Source organism: uncultured Veillonella sp. (assembly GCF_963524655.1).
GTDB lineage: Bacteria > Bacillota > Negativicutes > Veillonellales > Veillonellaceae > Veillonella.
The window spans coordinates 1-20,493 of record NZ_CAURHA010000037.1 but is presented as its reverse complement, the minus strand read 5'-3'; the positions used below and the strand labels follow the sequence as shown (position 1 = coordinate 20,493).

Annotated in this window: 24 protein-coding genes and 1 pseudogene; 3 read left to right on the top strand and 22 right to left on the bottom strand. The window is 39.4% G+C overall.

All coding sequences use genetic code 11. The annotated features are described in order from the left end of the window. Window positions 1-162: 162 nt before the first annotated feature. From ruvB to RYM16_RS07390, 18 genes are all read right to left on the bottom strand, one after another. Window positions 163-1,167 carry a Holliday junction branch migration DNA helicase RuvB gene (gene ruvB / locus RYM16_RS07475; RefSeq protein WP_288187755.1) on the bottom strand — a complete coding sequence of 335 codons (1,005 nt, stop codon included), beginning with the start codon at window positions 1,165-1,167 and terminating at the stop codon, window positions 163-165. A 2-nt stretch (window positions 1,168-1,169) separates the two neighbouring features. After that, on the bottom strand, window positions 1,170-1,778 hold the full coding sequence (ruvA, locus tag RYM16_RS07470; RefSeq protein ID WP_314983175.1) for a Holliday junction branch migration protein RuvA: 609 nt from the start codon (window positions 1,776-1,778) through the stop codon (window positions 1,170-1,172). After that, window positions 1,778-2,272, bottom strand: coding sequence for a crossover junction endodeoxyribonuclease RuvC (ruvC, locus tag RYM16_RS07465; protein ID WP_314983174.1), 495 nt, complete (start codon window positions 2,270-2,272; stop codon window positions 1,778-1,780). Before ruvC ends, ruvA begins: the two co-directional genes overlap by 1 nt. 209 nt (window positions 2,273-2,481) lie before the next feature. Continuing rightward, a complete protein-coding gene (locus tag RYM16_RS07460) occupies window positions 2,482-3,216 on the bottom strand; it encodes a YebC/PmpR family DNA-binding transcriptional regulator (RefSeq protein ID WP_314983173.1) in 735 nt (244 codons plus the stop codon). A gap of 10 nt (window positions 3,217-3,226) precedes the next feature. Continuing rightward, complete coding sequence (locus tag RYM16_RS07455) at window positions 3,227-3,799, bottom strand: RNA methyltransferase (RefSeq protein ID WP_009352712.1); 573 nt, start codon at window positions 3,797-3,799, stop codon at window positions 3,227-3,229. A 152-nt stretch (window positions 3,800-3,951) separates the two neighbouring features. Then, entirely contained in the window at window positions 3,952-5,238 is a 1,287-nt protein-coding gene (locus RYM16_RS07450; protein ID WP_314983172.1) for a glutathionylspermidine synthase family protein, read from the bottom strand. A gap of 14 nt (window positions 5,239-5,252) precedes the next feature. Beyond that, a complete protein-coding gene (locus RYM16_RS07445) occupies window positions 5,253-5,813 on the bottom strand; it encodes a hypothetical protein (RefSeq protein WP_314983171.1) in 561 nt (186 codons plus the stop codon). Between the two features lie 11 nt (window positions 5,814-5,824). Beyond that, window positions 5,825-6,256, bottom strand: a complete 432-nt coding sequence (locus RYM16_RS07440) for a DUF350 domain-containing protein (RefSeq protein WP_105097531.1) — start codon at window positions 6,254-6,256, stop codon at window positions 5,825-5,827. A gap of 36 nt (window positions 6,257-6,292) precedes the next feature. Beyond that, complete coding sequence (locus RYM16_RS07435) at window positions 6,293-7,360, bottom strand: hypothetical protein (RefSeq protein ID WP_314983170.1); 1,068 nt, start codon at window positions 7,358-7,360, stop codon at window positions 6,293-6,295. A gap of 76 nt (window positions 7,361-7,436) precedes the next feature. Continuing rightward, entirely contained in the window at window positions 7,437-8,090 is a 654-nt protein-coding gene (locus RYM16_RS07430) for an NAD(P)H-binding protein (RefSeq protein WP_314983169.1), read from the bottom strand. After that, window positions 8,087-8,917 carry a tRNA (guanosine(37)-N1)-methyltransferase TrmD gene (gene trmD, locus RYM16_RS07425; RefSeq protein WP_105081322.1) on the bottom strand — a complete coding sequence of 277 codons (831 nt, stop codon included), beginning with the start codon at window positions 8,915-8,917 and terminating at the stop codon, window positions 8,087-8,089. The genes RYM16_RS07430 and trmD overlap by 4 nt, the downstream gene beginning before the upstream one ends. A gap of 119 nt (window positions 8,918-9,036) precedes the next feature. Then, entirely contained in the window at window positions 9,037-9,534 is a 498-nt protein-coding gene (gene rimM, locus RYM16_RS07420) for a ribosome maturation factor RimM (RefSeq protein ID WP_005387340.1), read from the bottom strand. Next, the gene (locus RYM16_RS07415; protein ID WP_005387339.1) at window positions 9,534-9,941 is read right to left on the bottom strand and encodes a YlqD family protein; all 408 of its coding nucleotides are present in this window, start codon (window positions 9,939-9,941) and stop codon (window positions 9,534-9,536) included. Before RYM16_RS07415 ends, rimM begins: the two co-directional genes overlap by 1 nt. A gap of 14 nt (window positions 9,942-9,955) precedes the next feature. After that, window positions 9,956-10,183 carry a KH domain-containing protein gene (locus RYM16_RS07410; protein ID WP_009352618.1) on the bottom strand — a complete coding sequence of 76 codons (228 nt, stop codon included), beginning with the start codon at window positions 10,181-10,183 and terminating at the stop codon, window positions 9,956-9,958. Between the two features lie 21 nt (window positions 10,184-10,204). Next, the gene (gene rpsP, locus RYM16_RS07405) at window positions 10,205-10,468 is read right to left on the bottom strand and encodes a 30S ribosomal protein S16 (RefSeq protein ID WP_004695565.1); all 264 of its coding nucleotides are present in this window, start codon (window positions 10,466-10,468) and stop codon (window positions 10,205-10,207) included. A 59-nt stretch (window positions 10,469-10,527) separates the two neighbouring features. Beyond that, window positions 10,528-11,880 carry a signal recognition particle protein gene (gene ffh / locus RYM16_RS07400; RefSeq protein WP_314983168.1) on the bottom strand — a complete coding sequence of 451 codons (1,353 nt, stop codon included), beginning with the start codon at window positions 11,878-11,880 and terminating at the stop codon, window positions 10,528-10,530. Beyond that, entirely contained in the window at window positions 11,870-12,205 is a 336-nt protein-coding gene (gene ylxM, locus RYM16_RS07395) for a YlxM family DNA-binding protein (protein WP_005387334.1), read from the bottom strand. Before ylxM ends, ffh begins: the two co-directional genes overlap by 11 nt. A 128-nt stretch (window positions 12,206-12,333) precedes the next feature. Next, window positions 12,334-13,374 carry an ankyrin repeat domain-containing protein gene (locus RYM16_RS07390; protein WP_314983167.1) on the bottom strand — a complete coding sequence of 347 codons (1,041 nt, stop codon included), beginning with the start codon at window positions 13,372-13,374 and terminating at the stop codon, window positions 12,334-12,336. A gap of 163 nt (window positions 13,375-13,537) precedes the next feature. On the opposite strand from RYM16_RS07390, the gene RYM16_RS07385 reads away from it, so the two are divergent. Then, a complete protein-coding gene (locus RYM16_RS07385; RefSeq protein ID WP_314983166.1) occupies window positions 13,538-14,863 on the top strand; it encodes an FAD-containing oxidoreductase in 1,326 nt (441 codons plus the stop codon). 120 nt (window positions 14,864-14,983) lie between these two features. On the opposite strand, the gene RYM16_RS07380 is transcribed toward RYM16_RS07385, so the two are convergent. Continuing rightward, complete coding sequence (locus RYM16_RS07380) at window positions 14,984-15,511, bottom strand: ECF transporter S component (RefSeq protein WP_054748453.1); 528 nt, start codon at window positions 15,509-15,511, stop codon at window positions 14,984-14,986. 168 nt (window positions 15,512-15,679) lie between these two features. Beyond that, a complete protein-coding gene (locus RYM16_RS07375) occupies window positions 15,680-17,854 on the bottom strand; it encodes a cation-translocating P-type ATPase (protein WP_054748451.1) in 2,175 nt (724 codons plus the stop codon). 343 nt (window positions 17,855-18,197) lie between these two features. Between RYM16_RS07375 and RYM16_RS07370 the strand changes: the two genes are divergently transcribed. Then, the gene (locus tag RYM16_RS07370) at window positions 18,198-18,863 is read left to right on the top strand and encodes a YigZ family protein (protein WP_105081317.1); all 666 of its coding nucleotides are present in this window, start codon (window positions 18,198-18,200) and stop codon (window positions 18,861-18,863) included. Window positions 18,864-18,874: 11 nt separating this feature from the next. Here RYM16_RS07370 and RYM16_RS07365 read toward each other — a convergent pair whose 3' ends face one another. Beyond that, complete coding sequence (locus RYM16_RS07365) at window positions 18,875-19,063, bottom strand: hypothetical protein (RefSeq protein WP_009352671.1); 189 nt, start codon at window positions 19,061-19,063, stop codon at window positions 18,875-18,877. A gap of 196 nt (window positions 19,064-19,259) precedes the next feature. On the opposite strand from RYM16_RS07365, the gene RYM16_RS07360 reads away from it, so the two are divergent. Next, window positions 19,260-20,150 (top strand): LysR family transcriptional regulator, encoded by an 891-nt coding sequence (locus RYM16_RS07360; RefSeq protein WP_105081316.1) that lies wholly within the window; start codon window positions 19,260-19,262, stop codon window positions 20,148-20,150. A 209-nt stretch (window positions 20,151-20,359) separates the two neighbouring features. Here the strand turns inward: RYM16_RS07360 and RYM16_RS07355 are convergent. Further along, a pseudogene (locus RYM16_RS07355) lies at window positions 20,360-20,493 on the bottom strand (dihydroorotate dehydrogenase); the annotation flags it as partial.

Sequence of the window (20,493 nt, the reverse complement as noted above, 5' to 3'; positions counted from 1 at the left end):
ATACATTTGTACTAGATACTGTTGATTTCGGTGTAGGCTTTTTTGCGACTACTAAATTTTTATTCTGCAATGTATCCACCTGTGATACATAAGAGCCACCAATATTTACACCTAAAAACAACGTTGCCATTATCATCAATTGTAATCGTTTCGTTTTCATTGTCATTTCCCTGTCTGTGAAATACCTAAATGCTCATAGGCAAGTTTAGTAGCCACCCTCCCACGTGGTGTGCGTCCTAAAAATCCTAATTGCATCAAATATGGTTCATACACATCTTCGATGGTATCTCTCTCTTCGCTGATAGCCGCCGCAATAGTATCAATACCTACTGGACCACCATCATAGTTTCTAATAATACACTCCAACACACGTCGATCGATTCGATCAAGTCCTTCTTTGTCTATGTATAAACGTTGTAACGCTTCATCTGCAATTTCCTGAGTGATAACCCCATCACCAATAACTTGTGCAAAATCACGTACCCGCTTAAGTAGACGATTTGCGATACGCGGTGTTCCCCTTGAACGACGCGCTATTTCGCTAGCCCCAGTTGGCTCAATCCCAATATTGAGTATTTCTGCGGCCCGAGTCACAATAAACTCTAGTTCCGGTTGTTTATAATATTCCAACCGATTAATAATACCAAAGCGGTCCCGCAACGGTGCCGCCAAAGCCCCGGCTCGTGTAGTGGCACCGACCAACGTAAACTTTGGCAAGTCAATGCGTACCGTTCGAGCACTTGGCCCCTTACCGATGATAATATCGATGGCATAGTCCTCCATAGCAGAGTACAATACTTCCTCTACACTACGAGACAAGCGATGAATTTCATCGATAAATAGTACATCATGATCATCTAAATTCGTTAAAATCGCAGCCAAGTCACCAGACTTTTCAATGGCAGGACCAGAGGTTATGCGAAAGTTAACACCCAATTCGTTCGCAATTATACCTGCTAATGTAGTCTTACCAAGACCTGGTGGACCATAAAGCAAAACGTGATCCAATGCTTCACCACGTTGCTTAGCCGCCTGAATATACACATTTAGATTTCCTTTGGCTTCTTCTTGACCTACGTATTCATTAAAGAATTTAGGACGTAGACTATATTGCCATATATCTTCTTCGTGCTCGCCATTTCCGACAAGGCGTACTTCTTCGTTCATCCTTATCGTCCTTTCCCAAGCTCAATCAAGCTGACCTTAATCAACTCAGATACATCGCGTTTACCATCATCTAAAGACTCCACAATTTCGGCCACATCTCGCTCGGAATATCCTAATGATACAAGAGCTTCAATAGCCTCTCCTGTAGCTCCACTTGCAGTAACGCCAATTGGCTGAATCACCGCCGGTGACTCCGTAGAGATATGTGTCATTTTAGCTAACTTATCCTTTAATTCAAGAACAAGTCGCTCTGCAGACTTCTTGCCAATGCCAGGCAATTTAGTTAATTGCTGAACTTGGCCATTGATGACTGCTAATTTGAAAGCCTCCGGTGTCATGCCAGACAAAATACCTAACCCCACCTTAGGCCCTATGCCGGAAACAGAAATGAGTAGAATAAATAGCTCATATTCCTCTTCCGTCCAAAAGCCATAGAGTTGCATCGCATCTTCACGCACGTTGAGATACGTGAATAACGTTGCCTCATGGCCTTCAATCAGTTGTTGACGCGTAGTGGTCGGCACATATACGCGATACCCTACGCCATGTACATCTACGTAACAAGACTCTTTAAAAAGATGTGTTACGATGCCCCGTACATACCCTATCATTATACCAACCTCTTCAATCTATCGTTGTGAGAACTATGGGCCGTACAGATAGCGACAGCTAATGCATCTGCTGTATCATCGGGCTTAATTTTCTCACGAATCCCCAAAATATTCATCGTCATATAAATAACCTGATTCTTATCAGCCTTGCCGTAACCTGTGACAGCTAGCTTGATTTGCAGCGGCGTATATTCATAGATAGGAATCCGTTGTTGCTCGGCAGCCAATAAAATGACGCCTCGTGCTTGACCAACTTTAATAGCCGTCGTTACATTTCGGTTAAAGAATAATTCTTCTACACCGAACTTATCTGGCTTATATTCCTCTAGAATATCACTGAGGTCATTAAATAAAATTTCCAACCGCTGTGAATCAGTTAATTCCTTAGGAGTTGTAATAGCCCCATAGGCTACCGGTGTTAGTTTACTGCCCTTCACGTCAATAATGCCATAACCGCATATCGCCGTGCCTGGGTCAATTCCTATAATTCGCACCCCAACCCCCTTAGTCTAAAAATGAGATAAGCTATCGCCTACCTCCATTACATAATCTATTTCATTATAGCACAATACCACATCGAAATTCATGAATTCCTGCATAAAATTTTATAAGAAGTCTATTAGTTTTATTAACTTTTACAAAAAATTCTAACATCATCTAGCAATAGGAAAGGAGCACCCCTCGTGTGGAGTGCTCCTTTTTATTATTCTTCGTCGTCTGGCAAGATACCGTTGTGATATACGTTTTGTACATCATCAAGATCATCCAATACATCGAGCATTTTTTGCATTTTAACAGCATCATCACCTGATAACTCAATTGTAGTATCAGGGATCATTGTAATTTTTGCAACTACTGTTTCGATGCCCGCATCAGCAAGAGCTGCTTCTACCGCATCATAATCTTCAGGTGTTGTGTAGATTTCAAACACATCATCTTCAGATTTAAGGTCTTCTGCACCAGCTTCAAGAGCTAGCATAGTCAATTCATCTTCATCATGACCTTCTTTTTCGATAACGAATACGCCTTTGGATTTGAACATCCAACCTACGCAACCGCTTTCACCAAGATTACCACCTTGTTTAGAGAATGCATGACGTACATCTGCCGCCGCACGGTTACGATTATCCGTCATAACCTCAACAGTAACAGCAACACCTGCAGGACCATAACCTTCATATACGATTTCTTCGTATGCGTTCATATCCGTAGCACCAACGCCTTTATCGATGGCACGTTGAATATTATCCTTAGGAATATTGTTTTCACGAGCTTTTTGCAAAGCCAATTTCAAACGCATATTACCTGTTGGATCAGCACCACCCATACGCGCTGCAACGGTAATTTCGCGACCGATTTTCGTAGCCATTTTAGCTTTTAACGCATCTGTTTTACCTTTTTTATGTTTAATATTTGCCCATTTAGAATGTCCTGACATAGACGCCTCCCTATTTATTCCACCATGCTTCGCCTCGCAATCGATCAAGGATAATCGATACAGCACTGCGCACAGATAAGTGATTGTATTCACCGTGACCATATATGGGTTCTAAAATATAGTCAAAGCTTTCCATCGTTTCTTTTGTCATACCATAACCGGTACCAAATAATACTAACACAGGGCGCGTCTCATTTTCAAGGTGTTCGCGCATCCGTGCATAGGAAATTGTATTATCGTAAGTACGAGCATCTGTGGTGGCCACAATAGGTTTTGACCCCTCGATGTCTTCGATAGTTCTTACTGCTACAGCAATAGAGTTCACCAGTTCTACACCGGTGAAAGCATCTTTACGGTCAGGATTATAGGTACTACCAAAGCCTGACTTCCAATGCTCCATAATGGTAGCTGCTAATTCTCGTTGAGCCGGTATATTATGAATCACAAAATATTTAGATACATCATAGGTGATAGATGCGCGTGCAATATCGTGAATATCATAATTGGTAATGGCCGTCGTAATAACCTCTTTATGTTTGTTCATAATCGGATAATGAACGAGCCCAATATATAAGTTAGCCAATGCCTTGTATCTCCTATAATCTAACAACAAATATAAACAATATTAATAGAAATACCAGCCTTACAACAAATAGAAACTATAGTAATACTAGCCTAATAACTTTATGCTCCTAACCCTATAATTTATGTACCATTAATCATTCTACATAGTTTTTAATCAATAACTAAAGGTAAAAAATAGGCTTCTGTACCGGCAATTTCTTCAGGAGAGAAACGAGCTCCCACAGCAGAGGCTTGGTCCCCAAGCATAAAACAAGACAGCGTCAAGCACCCTTCTTTTGTACCACTATCTACGGTGTGAATAAAACGTTTTTGCTTAATAAAATCTTGGTACATAACCTTCTTACTATCACGACAAACAATGTCATCATAATTATCTACAAACTTTTCCATAAAGACCTTTGCTTGATCCCCATGTTTTTCTACGACTTGTATATTACGCCCCTCACGACCCCAGATTTCCTTTTGAATATAAAGACCCTCATCGAGGTTAGGAAAATCACTTTCAAAATAGGACGGAGTCAAATAACGTTCAATAATATCTCGCTCAGGACCTGTAAAAAATTGATTAGTTAAGTATAAGGCATACACCAAGGACATAAATGACTTATTTTGCAAAATGATCGCTTCTGGAGGATTAAATAAATTAAACCGCCCCTCATTATATAAATCTAAGAACATTTCACCTAACGGTTCTCCCGTTGCCGTCGTCTCATCGATTAACAATTCCATGGGATGCAAACGATATAGGTTTGATGCATGACTGCCATCGGGAAGTAAAATCCCTTCATCATCAATGACCATATCATAAAATGATAAGAATCGTACATCCGCTTCAGGACATACGGATTTCATCGTATTCATTAAAAACTTAGTAGTTCCTAAATCTTCTAAATAATCATGAAAGCAAGCAAACACAAATGGATTCGCTTCACCATTCTTTACCGTATTATATTTACTATTTTCCTGAGAAGTGCGTTCATAAACACGTTTCAAAAAACGTTCTAGCTCATCCCTAGCCCCTTCATTTGGATGCTCTTTATCAAAATAACGGGCGCCTACCTCATTAGCATAATAGCTTTCAATCAAAAAACAGGGGGTATCCGCATTAATTTCCACCATGCGCAATCGCCCCTGTGTATCGAGAACAAAATCAAAGCGAGACAGCCACGTAGGTAGGCCTAATGGATTTCCTCGGTGAAGATAAGGAATCAGATTTTCCGGCATATCCATATTGAGGGCAAACTCATCAGGTGCCTGCTGAAAGACCTTAGTAGCCTTATAAAATATTTGGAATAACATACGAGATGCATGTCGTATTTCATCGTAAAACTCAGCCGGAAAAGATTGTACTGAAAGCGTTGGATATCGATCGTCATATCCTTCATAATCTACAAAAGGCAGTATGCCCGTATCTAACTTATCAATATAGGATTGCATAGTGTCGCCTCCCATCACGAGCCACCAGAGCGTGAGCCAGCACTACCAAAGCCCGACTTTTGACCTATAGAAGAGGCTTTTTGACTTCTTCGCTTCTCATAGTCTTGATAAGTACGACGCCCCAAAGAAGTGCGCACATTTGAACCTGATGCCGTATATACATAAGGCTCCTCATAGGGTTTTAATGGAGCCGCCACACGATATGTCATAGTTCGTCCATCCATGCGAGCTGTAGGTGGATTAAATCCATGGAAAATATAGTAGCCTGCCGCAATACTTGGCAAAAGACTGGCTAAACCAGCATCCCACACTAAACTGCCATCCTTTTCTCGGTGAAAGGTAACGGATCGGTCATCATCAAACAAAGCTGTTTCTTTACCATCACCATGATTCAATAAAGAGTAGCGATTTCCTTGATTATCCTTTAATCGAACTTCCCCATCATTTGCTTCCGGGTAGATTTTATCACATACGGCATAAGCGATGTCATTCCAGTATGAAGACACACCAACGATGCCCGCCACAGCGGCAAAGGCACTCGTTATGTATATAGTTTTCTTACTTGGCTTATACATAGGACACTCCCTTAGTGCACAGCACCACTAACAACGAGAGCAAGACCTACAAAGATACCAAATACGAGAATACCTGCAGCTGTATTACCACGCATAATCTCTTCAGATAAATTATATTTACGATGCCATAAATTAATAAACATATAGCCTGTTACAAATAGTACAATACCAAGAATAGCATAAACAACACTTGCTACTACACCGTGCAATAAAGATGTATCTGCTGTAGCAACTACAGGAGACATGATAACAGCACGCAATATTTCACCAATACCGATAAAGGAACCTGCAGATAGCCATGCTACAGCACAGTTACCACGTTTGATTTCTTCACTAAATTTACCAGGCACGAAGAAATCGATAACCGTGTTGGCAGTTAACATTAAGAAAATTCCAAAACAAGCATAAAAAATCGTCAATAATACATCAGGAATAAAAATCATGATAAACCTCCTAATATTGTCCCTTTATATTCATAGTCAACGGTTAAACATATAAGCCTTATCGGCTTCATTAAGATTGTGTATATTAAGGAATTTCTCGCGCCCACTACTATCCCGTTGGCGAACCATATAAGCATAGGAATCAAGCACATGTGTCTTGCGTATTGTACTATTAATGAGCTCCTGTTCTTCTGGTGTCAACTTTCCTGGTTCACACACCTTAACGCGGGTTTGCCCATCTACGTTAGTGATAATATAGGCAGACTTAGCATCATAAAATACAATAACTTCACGACCTTCTGCTAAGCTCTCACCTTCATTTTTAATATCCCCGTTTAAAGAATCTATTAATTCTAATGCTGTACTAACAGGATCTAAACTAGAAGTATATTCATTATCCGAATCCGTCTTAGTATAATAGACGGATGTATCATGCATATGCTCCTTTGCAGTATAAGGGAAGCCAAAGGTACCACGTATTTCATGCCAAGAAAAGTCAGAATCCCCACTAACAAGGAACATCCAAAATAATGCGCCGCATCCAATGGCAATAGCAAATCCTTCGAGTCGTTTTTTCAAACGTTGATTACGTTTCTTTTTACGAACAGCGTTAGCTGCCGCATCATTACAGAGTTTAATATTCACCAACTGTACTCGAGAGCCTTCGGCAAACATTTTTTCCCCTTTGAACCAATTTTCTTCAAAGAATACGCTAGCGCCGCCTTCACAGGGCAATTGATATTCCTTATACCCAGCTCGATCACCTACGGACGCACCACTATCACCATCTACGTCTACAACCTTTTCCAAACCGATTTGATGTAATGTAAAGCCTTTCGGCGCACGCTTACGATAGGATGTTCTAGATACAGTGCACCACGCATTATCATTGTACTCGATGGTAACCCATATTTTATCAGTTCCATCAACAGCCTCTAGGCCATATTCATGCCAATAATCACCAGGAGACTTTTGCATAGATGGTTTAGCCTTATAGGCTTGTTCCTGATCAGCTTTTGGAATAATCTCATTATATTTAATTTTTTCAGTTATTATATAACGGCTGCCCTGAACCTCAAGGACATCGTAACAATTAAACTCCATAAACAACCTCGTTAGAGTAGCAATAACCTATTTACGCATCTAAACTACTCTCTCTCCTAAACGGGATTTAATGAAATTAAGCTTTAAAGTAGCCTATACGTTCATGAATCGTTTTATTTTCAATAATAGAAATACCATATTGTTGCCCCATAGTAGCTGTTACAAGCACCTTAGCTACATCAGCAGTTTTTACAGGCTCTTGACTCATTAATACACGTGCTTTATTAATGACCCCAAATACAGCACAGCTAATACGTTCTACCAATTTAGGTTCTTCTCGAATCAAGGTAGCTGGACGAACAATAACAATCGCTTCAAATGGAAGTTCTAAGATGACCTCTTCCAATTGTCCTTTCATGGACATATAAAAGAATTTCGATTTTGGATTCGCCCCTAAAGAGGAGACTAATCCATATTTTTTTACTCCATTTTGAGCTGCAATGCGAGCCATTTCGTACTGGTAGGTATAATCGACTGTCCATTGTGCTTCTTTAGAACCTGCTTGTTTACGGTTTGTGCCCATAGCAGAGAATAAAATATCTCCTGTTACTAGGTGTGCCCATTCACGAGGTTCATCAAAATTAACGATATGAACGGTTACCTTTGGAGATGTATACGTAACTTGACGACGTACAAATACATGAATTTCTTGAATTTCATGATTGTCAATCAATGATTCTACAATATGGCGACCAACTGCACCAGTAGAACCTAATACTAAAGCTTTCATACTTCACCTGTATCTCTTTCAGACTCTTCAGCAATAATCTCTTTTAAAAGTTTAACTTCCTCTTTTGTTAATGGTCGTTCTAATAAATCGGGCCGCAACAATCGTGTCCGCTTTAAGGCTTCCTTTTTTCGCCACGTAGCAATGTTTTTATGATGACCGCTACGTAGTACATCAGGAACAACCCATCCTCTGAATTCTGGAGGCTTTGTATATTGAGGACATTCTAATAAAGGCTCATAAAAGGAATCCTCTTGGGCCCCACTAGCAGCCCCCAGTACGCCAGGAATCATGCGAGCTACTGCATCTGCTACAACCATAGCTGGCAACTCGCCACCAGTTAATACATAGTCCCCAATGGAAATGGTTTCATCTACTAAATGTTCCTCTACACGATAGTCTACACCTTCATAATGACCACAAATGAGCACCAATTGATCGTACGTCGCTAGTTCACGAGCCTTTTCTTGTGTAAAAGGTTGACCTGTAGGTCCCATAAAAATAACACGACGTCGTATACTTTCACTGGGATTACCAATAAGGCTCATTTCATCACACATCTCATCTATAGAATAGGCGCTATTAGTTTCGCTATCATATTGAGCAATAACAGATTCTACCGCTTCAAAGATGGGAGGTGCCATCATAAGCATACCCGCACCACCACCATACGGCGTATCATCTACTTGACCATGTTTATTATGACTAAAGTCCCGAGGGTTAGTTACGCCCATAGATAAGCGTTCCGCTTCGATAGCCCGTTTTATGATGGAATGACTAAAAAAAGCATCAAAAAACTCAGGAAATAAAGATACGATATCGATACGCATAGACCGTCCTCTGTACTTATTAACTCACATAAACTCATTAGCATTATCTATATATAGCTATATTATATAACTTTTACCATAATATACCTATATGTAGATAAAAAAAACCGCCTAAAGGATTATATCCATTCAGGCGGATCTACGATCATCAATTTATTCTCCACATCGATGTCTTTAACGACCTCTTCAATGGCTGCAAATAATTGATCTGGTTCCCCATCTTTGGAAACCACATAGACATCATTAGCACCAGGTTGCAACACATCAGTAACTGTGCCAAGCACGTTACCTTTAGTGTCTTGAACCTCAAGACCGATGATATCAAAAATGTAGTAGCGACCTTCTGGCAATTCTACCAAATCTTCACGACGGACTTGAATTGCTTTCTTACTGAATAATTCAGCCGTATTACGATCAGGAATTTCCTTAAAGGATGCTAGTACAAATTGTTTATGAAATCGTGCGGATGCAACGTGGTATTCTTTACCATCGATGTAACAGGCATCCATATGCATAAACCGTTCTGGAAAATCGGTTTGAGGCATAATACGAAGATCACCCCGCACGCCGTGCGGGGCGATGATAACACCTATTGTGATGAAATCGTTATGTTTCATTATTGACGAAACGCAACGATTTTACCGTCTTCTAATAGGATTTCAGCGCCCATCATGGCATCCAAATCATCCCCGATTTTAACGGTAACTGTTTGCTCTAAAGTACCTTGAGGAATTTCAGTTCCCAAAGCTAAACCTTGAGCGTCTTTCAATTTAGCTGTTACTTCTTCTTTGAAAGCCAAGCGTTTATTTTTTTCTTCGTCGATTTGTTGACGAATAGCAGTAAGACTTGTTGCATCAACTTTAGCTGCATCAGCCAAAATACGTTGGGCTTGAAACTCAATTGCTTCCAAATCTTTATTCACCATATCAAGGCGAGTTTCAAGATCAGATACAATTTTCGCTTTCAAGTCTTCTGTTACTTTTGCTTTTACAGCTACAGGGACACGTAATGTCATTTCTTCCATTGGAATACTCCCTTTTAGACAATATCAACAGATATCTTTTTGTTCTCTTTAATAGCCGCCGCTTTCACCACAGCGCGAATCGCCTTCGCAATTCGTCCTTGCTTTCCGATGACTTTGCCCATATCCTCTGGGGCTACGTGAAGTTCGTAAACCTCCATATTTCCCTTTTGGACCATGGTAACAGATACGGCATCAGGCTGCTTCACTAATGATTTCGCAATTAATGAAATTAATTCTATCATCACAGTATGCCTCTCTATTAATTACTTTTTAGCGTCAGCAAATTTTTGCATAACGCCTTGTTTTTTGAACAAGGAGCGAACAGTGTCAGTAGGCTGAGCACCTTTAGCTAACCAAGCCAAAGCTTTTTCTTCGTCTACATTAACGATAGCTGGTTGTTTAGTAGCATCATATTGACCAATAGTGTCAACAGGACGACCTTCACGTGGAGCACGTGCGTCAGCAACAACGATACGGTAGAAAGGAGCTTTTTTAGCACCTAAACGAGTCAAACGAATTTTTAACATGTGAAATTCACCTCCTTATACTGATGTGGGTGGACAGGTTCAGCGCCCCTGCCCATGTATTACATAAACGGTAATTTAGGCATTCCTGGGAAGCCGCCCTTACCGCCACGTAAACCTTGCATGCGCTTCATCATCTTCCGCGCTTCCTCAAATTGTTTCAACAAGCGATTTACATCTTGTACCTGAGTACCAGAACCTAATGCAATACGCTTGCGGCGAGAGCCATTAAGAATATTTGGATTCTCTCGCTCTGCTGCCGTCATAGATGTAATGATGGCCTCAATGCGGCGCACCTCTTTACTGTTCAAATCAAGGTCTTTCAATTGATCCTTAATTTGTCCCATGCCTGGCAACATACCAATAATATTTTGTAATGGCCCTAACTTTCTCACTTGATTCATCTGTTTCAAGAAATCATCTAAGGTGAAATTGTTTTTCGCCATTTTCTTAGCCATTTCACGAGCTTCTTCTTCATCGATAGCGCCTTGAACATTTTCAATCAATGTTTTAAAGTCGCCCAAGTCAAGAATACGAGAAGCCATGCGATCTGGATAGAATACATCGAAGCCATCCATTTTTTCGCTCACACCAGTGAACTTGATTGGCAAGCCTGTTACAGCTTTGATGGATAATGCAGCACCACCGCGCGCATCACCATCGAGTTTAGTAAGGATAACGCCATCAACGCCTAATTTTTCATTAAACGTTTGTGCTGTTGTTACTGCATCTTGACCGATCATGGAGTCTACAACGAGTAGAATTTCATGAGGTCGAACAGCTGCTTTAATATTAGATAACTCGTCCATGAGGACTTCGTCAATTGCCAAACGTCCAGCTGTATCGATGATAACAACATCTTTCAACATATGCGTACTTTGCTCTACGGCGCGACGCGCAATATCTATTGGATTAGCACCAGGTGTTTCATCAGCAAATACAGGGATATCGATTTGCTTACCTACAACTTGCAATTGAGTAATCGCAGCTGGACGATATACGTCGGCAGCTACGAGCATTGGATGCTTACCTTGTTTGCGAAGGTATACTGCCAATTTACCAGCTGTTGTAGTCTTACCAGCACCTTGCAAACCAACAAGCATAATAATCGTTGGAGGCTTGCTAGAAATCATGATACGGCTTTGTGTGCCGCCTAAGAGAGCTGTTAATTCGTCATTTACGATCTTAATAACCGTTTGGGCTGGATTCAAAGAACCGAACACCTCTTCGCCAAGGGCCTTTTCCTTGATGGACTTAACAAAGTCCTTCGCAACCATAAAGTTAACGTCCGCTTCTAAAAGTGCCGTACGTACTTGACGCAATGCAAGATTGACATCTTCTTCTGTAATTTTGCCCTTCCCTTTTAAGGATTGAAAGGCTTCTTGCAGTTTTTCTGACAAGCTATCAAATGCCATAATACCCCTCCATTTGCGCCAATACTTGTTGTACCTTACTTTCAGCTAACACCTCTTTAGGCAAGGTTTCTTTCAACTGTGAAAGCAGTCCTTCACGCTGTTCATATTGTGCTACCAAGTGTAATTTAGATTCGTAATCGTTTAAAATGTGTCGAGCACGCTGTAAATTATCATGTACAGCCTGCCGTGATACACCTAACTCCTCAGCAATCTCGCCAAGGGACATATCGTCTTCGTGGTGAAGTTGTAAGGACATGCGTTGCTTGTCCGTCAATAATGGCCCATAGAAATCTAAGAGCAAACTGATAAGTACTCGTTCTTCCATTTCGCCACCTCCATCACTGTCAAGTCATATTACTTTACATATACTACAGTATAAAAAAAGATGTGTCAAGTAGAAATACTTAACACATCTTTTTATGCTTTTATTTTCTAAAATTATTTTGAGATAGATTAATACCATCCACGTTTTTCATAAAATTTGCGGTCTATAGGCATAACTAGTTGTTTATTATTGGAGGCATCAATCGCAATAATTTCCATTGGTTCACCATCAAACAAATTGATATCGAAAGCATAGGTACTCGAGACACCTAATCTCATTAAATATTTAGGTGAAACTTCTTGCGCATGATAAATCTGCCCATTCTTTCGAATAACTAAATTTTTAATGTAACTCGGTATTACGCCATATGTCTCTGACCATGGCACTATATAAACCTTATCTTTATTAGCTAAAATCTCTGTTTTTGCCTCATCTGTAAATGGAATAAAAGTTTGCACTTCTTCGTAGTAACCATGCCTATATAAACTATATGGAGTAATTAGATTCAAACGGATTCTACCTTTCTCCACACCAAAAACCATCGTTTCAGCCAATCCGGTGAAGAAGCCTTTTCCTTTTTCATATAATGGATAGGATAGATGCTCACCTCTTTTTGCATCTTGCTTTGCTTTTATTTGATCTGCTGGAGATAATTGAGACAATATTGTTTTTGAACTAAAATCCTTTATATTGATATGTGTACTTCCAGCATCAACAGGTTTTATATCTGTAGGCGTTAATAATACTAAAGCATCATGATTACCCAAATTCTTAGCCATTTGTCTAGCAGAAACGCCCATATACTTAGTATTTACATCTCCACCTGCATCAACTAATAATTTAATAGCATCATTATTTGATACACTCACAGCTAACATAAGTGGTGACATAGCTGGTCTACCACCTATACTGCCACCCCTATTAACATCTGCACCTGCATCAATTAACTGTTTTAAAGCTTTATTATTCATAGCCCCTACAGATGCAAAAACTAAAGTTTGCCCCTGAACTAGTGTAGCATTTGGATTTCCACCTTCAGCTAGATATTGCGTCACTTTATTTTCATCTCCCAGTTGAATTGCATTTGCTAGTTGCGGTACAGTTACATTTGCCATTACTAAAGTTGAACTTAAAGCAAATATAATGCTTAAACCAACTATTCTTTTCATAATACCTCCAATACACTCGCGCCGACACAACTTCATCTTTTCTTCATTATACTCATAATATTTATGAGTTGTAAATATATATCTTATTATTGTTATCAAATACAGTTTTAAGTGTTATAATATAGATATCTAATATTTTCAATATAAAGACAGGAGGTATTTTATGAATACCAAACAATATGACCTTATCGTTCTAGGTTTCGGCAAAGCCGGTAAAACATTAGCCGCTAAATTTGGCTCTATGGGTAAATCTGTAGCTATGATTGAAGAAAACCCACTAATGTATGGTGGCACATGTATTAATATTGCATGTATCCCAACTAAAACGATGATTATAGCCGCATCAAAAGGCTTATCTTACGATCAAGTATTAAACCAACGCGAGGTAGTTACATCTCGTTTACGCAATAAAAACTTCGGTATGTTAGATAACAATGAACATGTCGATGTATATACTGGACATGGTGAATTCATTAGTAATAAAGAAATCGCCATTACAGCTGGGGAAGATAAAATCATCTTATCTGGTGAAACAATTATTATTAACACTGGTGCTGTAGCGATTAAGCCTAACATTGATGGCATCGACACAGCAACAGGCTTCTATAATAGCACAGAAATCCAACAATTATCCCCTCAACCAAGTACACTAGGCGTTATTGGTGCTGGTCCTATCGGCCTTGAATTTGCTAGCCTATATGCTAAACTAGGTACAAAGGTAACAGTATTTAATATTGAATCTGGCATCTTAAAACGGGAGGAACCGATCGTACAAGAATTAGCTAATGAGTACTTGACTGAGCAAGGTATTACTATTCTTAACGATGTAACATTAAACTCTGTATCTAATGATGGCAACAAACCTGTTATCACAGCAAATGGTCAAAACTATACGTTTGATGCTGTTTTATATGCTACAGGTCGCAAACCAAATACAGCTAACATCGGTTTAGAAAATACGGATATTACTACTAACGAACGTGGCGCTATCGTAGTGAATGATACATGTGAAAGCTCCGTTCCTGGTGTATATGCAGTAGGCGATGTAAACGGTGGTCCTCAATTTACGTATATTTCTCTCGATGACTTCCGCATTGTATTTGGTGCACTTACAGGAAATGTCCAATACACATTAAAAGATCGCAAAAATATTCCTTACACAACATTCTTAACACCTCCACTCGCTCGTGTAGGTCTTACAGAAGAAGATGCTATCAACAAAGGATATACTGTTAAAACTAAAGAAATGCTCGTAGCTACCATGCCAAGAGCTCATGTAAACGACTATTTAAAAGGTGCTTTTAAAATTGTAGTAAATGCAGAAAACAATTTAATCCTTGGTGCTACACTTTATTCTCAAGGTGCTGAAGAGTTGATTAACCTCATTAAAATGGCTATGGATAACAACATTCCATATACATATTTCAAAAATCAAATCTTCACACATCCTACAATGGCAGAAAACTTAAACGACCTATGTAATTTTTAATCGTTTAACAGTCAATATAAACGCTAATTATAAAACAATAATTTAACAAAAAAGCCTTTAGACGCTAAAATAATATAGAGTCTAAAGGCTTTTTATGATTAGGCTACCACATAATAGCCATTAGTTTTTTGTAAATAATCTACGTACTACCTTTTGTAGTTTTGGTGTCAACACAATAGCTACAATGATACCAGCCGCACTGGTAATCAAGGAGTATTGGATCTTGCTAGCTGCTACAGCCGCGCTGTTAAGAACAAACCACCAAGCAATGAAGTAGCCAAAGGCAGTCCAAATAGCACCGATAATGAGAGCTACTAAAATACGACCAAAAGATGCTGTCGGTTTATTGATAGATGGAGGCAAGTAGCCAGCTGTCATGCCACCTACGATGAGACCTGCAATACCTTTAATAAAGAAAGAGAATACAATGTATTGCGTATGTCCACCAAAAAGATCAAATAATGCGGAACCAATAGCCGCACCTAAACCACCATATAAACCACCAAAGAGAATAGATGTGGTAAAGAGAGCAGCGGAACCTAAATGAACCATGGCCCCACCTGGTATTTCAATGCGAATCGTTGTTGCTACTGCACATAAGGCAGCAATAAAACCGATATATACAATATCGCGAGTCTTTAATTTCATAATAAACTCCTTCCCTTTTCTTAAGAACTATACTCAGTATATCAGATGATAAGTACTATAAAAATACCGAATTTATAGGAATTAAAATATTACCAATAAAATGAAGAACTACAAAACAGCATCTATACCATTCTATAGGTGCTGTTCTATATTTTATCTCATATATAATTAGAGTTTAGCTCGTTTCAAGCGAAGGGAGTTACCCACAACTGTAACGGAACTGAATGCCATCGCTGTACCTGCAATCATTGGATTTAATGCACCGATGGCTGCAAGTGGAATACCAATACAGTTAAAGATCAACGCCCAGAACAGATTTTGTTTTATGTTGGTCATTGTCTTACGACTGAGACGAACCGCTTGAACTAATGTATGTAAATCGTTTCTTACGAGAACGATATCCGCCGCCTCTACCGCAATATCTGTACCACTGCCGATGGCAAAGCCAATATCTGCAGTTACAAGAGCAGGTGCATCATTGATACCGTCGCCTACCATGCCCACTACAAGACCTTTATCTTGTAACTCTTTTACCTTGCTAGCTTTATCTTGAGGCAAGACTTCTGCAATAACGTGAGTAATACCTGCTTGTTTAGCAATATATTGAGCCGTACGTCGATTATCACCGGTAAGCATCCATACATCGATACCTTGAGACTGTAATTCTTTTACAACCTCAATAGTTTCTGGACGCAATTCATCCTCTACAGCCCACAAAGCACTGATTATACCATCAACGGCTAGAACAGATACAGATGCACCTTGTTCTTCAAAACGAAGAATATCGTCTTGAACCGCACTTAAATCGTAACCTAATTCAGTCATCCAACGGCTATGACCAAGCTGTACAGATACGCCTTGGTATGCCCCTTGTAAACCTTTACCTGGTACATCACCAAAACTTTCAAGTTCAACAGCTGTACCTTTATAGCCACGATCTTCACCGTAGTACACCATAGCCTTAGCAATCGGATGTGATGTACCACTTTCAAGAGCCATCATAATCGACATATTTGTGCTTTCATCACCATTAAAGTTTTTGAAAGCCGTCACATCTAGCACACCTTGTGTGAGGGTACCAGTTTTATCCATAACGATAGCATCAAGTTTTCCTGCTTTTTCAAGATATTCTGCACTCTTGATGAGAACACCATGTTCTGCACCTAGACCAGATCCAACCATGATAGATGTTGGCGTTGCAAGACCAAGAGCACATGGACACGCAATAACGAGGACGGCTGTAGCATTAATGAGCGCCACATTGAGAGAATCGCCCATTACAAAGTACCAAACGAGACCTGTTAGAATAGCAAGGCCAATAACGATAGGAACGAAGTATTGTGCTACGATATCAGCAATACGTTGAATGCTCGCTTTAGAGGTTTGTGCCTCTTCTACAACCTTGATGATTTGGGACAGCATTGTATCGGAACCAATACGCTTCGCTTCCATCGTGAAAGCACCACTCAAGTTAATGGTCGCTCCAATTACCTCGGAGCCTACTTGTTTTTCTACAGGCAAGCTTTCACCTGTGAGCATAGCCTCATCTACTGTAGAATAGCCGTCAGTAATTGTACCATCCACGGGAATTTTTTCGCCTGCCCGTACTTGTAAAATATCGCCGGCTACTACTTTAGAAGTAGGAATATCTACAAACTCACCGTCACGCAACACATGAGCCGTTGCAGGTTGTAAAGCAATCAATTTTTGAAGTGCTTCAGAGGTACGCCCTTTTGCAATCTCTTCTAAGAGTTTACCAAGAAGGATAAAGGTAATGAGCCACGCAGAGGTTTCAAAGTAAATGCCATGAGGCCCTAGCTCAGGATGGAACTGCCAATTATAAATACTGAATAGATACGCTACTGTCGTACCCATTACTACGAGTACATCCATTGTAAGGGCACCATTTTTCACGGCACTCCACGCACTCTTATAAAACATGAGACCAGGTCCAAACTGAGCGATAGTAGCTAGAATAAACTCAACCCATACAGGCAATGCTTCAATACCAAATCGATGGAGGGTCATATTCACCATCATAGGCACAGCCATACAAGCTGCAACTATTAATCGGATAATATGAGGCTTTAAATTAACCTTTTCTATTTCCTGCTTTGTTTCATCCGCCTCTTCAGCACCAAAGCCGATATTTGTAATAGCCTCTATAATCTGTTGTGGTTCTACGCTAGAGCCCTCTTTATATTCAACGCTCCCCTTTCGAGTCAAAAGATTTACCTTTACAGACTCTACACCATCGACTTTAGAAACAACATTTTCAACACGCTTTACACAGGCGGCACAATGCATACCTGTTATATCAAACTCTTGTTTCTTCTTACTCATAGTATCACTTCCTTCTAACCGTATATGTAAAGATATGTACACTTATAGAAATACAAGACATATGACCATAAACTTATAGTGTACATAACTTGTATTAATAATATAGCTTTTAAAAAAATTCTATCATATAACATATGAACATATTTACACGAGTACTTATTCATACGTCTATATTTAATAGTAACATAAATTCTCATTACGTCAATATCCTACTAAATCTAGAGGATTATTCCTTTTTAATAGGGGAATTAATACTCCCCTACCTATACACAACATTCATAAATAGATTATAATAAAGTGATGATGAATAAACATAAACTTTGATTCTAAAGGAGGTGAAAATATGCCTGAATCAATGAGTCCTACAGTAGAATTTACTTCGGTAGCGAAGGAATTTCGCCATGAATATATTGTTGATAAATCACGATTTATCACAACTATTTACCCTTGTACAACTGAAGAGGAGGCGCAAGCCTTCATCGGTCGCATCAACAAAGAGTTTTGGGATGCCACTCATAACTGTACAGCCTATGCATTAGGTCCTAAGCAAGAACAACAGCGATCTTCCGATAATGGCGAGCCATCTGGTACAGCTGGCAAGCCAATGTTAGAAGTGCTCAAGAAAACTGGTATTACCAATGTTGTAGTCGTTGTAACTCGCTATTTTGGTGGTATTAAACTAGGTGCTGGTGGCTTGATTCGTGCATATTCACACTCCGTTGCGGAAACATTACGTCTTGCCCCTAAAGAACTACACACAACACGAACTCAACTACAAGCAACCATCGATTACTCACTATATGGCGCAGTAGAAAGATTTGTACAAGACAAAAAACTACATTATGAAGCAAATTTTGGTGAACATGTAACGGTAACAATCTTAGTCCCCCCTACTGATGTGGAAGGCATACAAAAAGAGCTCCAAGACATGAGTCATGGAGCTGCAGATTGTACAATATTAGATTCTATTGAAGTGGTACTACCGCTAGATGAATCATCTAACCAATAGACACTAGGCAATTAGTTGCCGTGGTTAACTAAACCTGTTACGCCTTGACTAAGTTCACGACGTTTTTCATTAGTCAACGGATGAGGCCACACGCGTTCAAGTTGTTTTTTACGACTTAAACCAGTATTATGTGCAGTCATTAATCTACGTGCTTCCCAGTTACGAATTGCTTTGCTTAATGTTCTTTTTACCACGCCCATAGTAGTACCCACTTTCTTAACCACCGTCATTATATCAAAAATTGTGATAAGGATAGAAAGTTTACTTCATATATAATTAACTCACTATTTCCTTGTTGAGTATAGTATATATACCATTTTATAAAATGTGAAATGACGGTTACTTAGTTCGTTATAATTTTTATTTATCTTATTTTGTGTATAATAGGGAGATTCCATGGATACATCTTACTACCACAATTTTATTACCCTCGTTCAAACGGGCAATATGACGCAGGCCGCAGAGATTCTTCATATTACACAACCAGCGTTAAGCAAGCAGTTGAAATATTTAGAGGCTGAATTTGGAGCCCAGTTAATCAATATCAAACGCGGGCAACGAGGATCCAACTTACAATTAACAGATGCTGGTAAAATCTTCTATGAAAAGGCACAACAGCTTTGCTCTATTGAAGAATCTACCTATAATGCTGTGCAACAATTGAACTCTCGCATTGAAGGTACCTTGCGTATTGCAACCTCTGCTTCTCGTTCAACACCAATCGTGCAGCAATATTTGCCAGCCTTTTCTATGAAGTATCCGTCTGTTCACTTTGAGATTTACGAAGGTCTCATGACAAATGTAGTAAATCAACTCATCAACGGCAGTGCTGAATTAGGTATTGCTAACATTCAGATGGTAGACACTGATAAATTTGATATTCTTCTTACCCAAGAAGAACATTTATATGCTATCTTCCGTCGCGATGTATTCTGGACAGATCGTGAACATGATACCATCACTTGGGAAGACATAAAAAAATGTCCTCTATCCCTCTCTGGTGGTTCCGTACGTATGATTATGCAATCTAGCTTAACAGACATGGAACAACTCAATGCAGTGGCTATAACTACTACTAAAAGCTCCGCTATTGAATGGGCTTCTTCTGGCCGCACTGTATCATTAGTTCCAATGGATGCAAAAGAATTGATCAACCATCGTAAGATGGCCCGCATCAAATTGCCAGAATTCTCAGGGGACTTTAAAAAAGCCTTTATCACTCTTAAAGGACATGCTTTATCTCCTGTAGCACAGCAATTTATCGATTTCTACAAAGCTTATGTCTAATTAAGAATAGGCAAAACGATTACCAAAATATGACGTTAACAGAGCATACTACTGTAGCGGCTATAAATATAGCCTTCAGTAGAATACATAAGAAAAGACCTAGTGCAATATGTACTAGGTCTTTTCGCATCATATCTTGTATATCAGTAAAGCTTATGGTTGTGCAGTAAAACTTATGATTGTGTAAGTTTACTATAGATATGATTAGATTAAGCTTGATGAACAGCACCTACAATATCAGAGATACTGTTTAAGTTATATTGTTCTACATATTCACTCATTTCACGGGCAATACGTGAAATCGCTGTTGGATCTACCATCGTAGCAACTCCAACTTGAACGG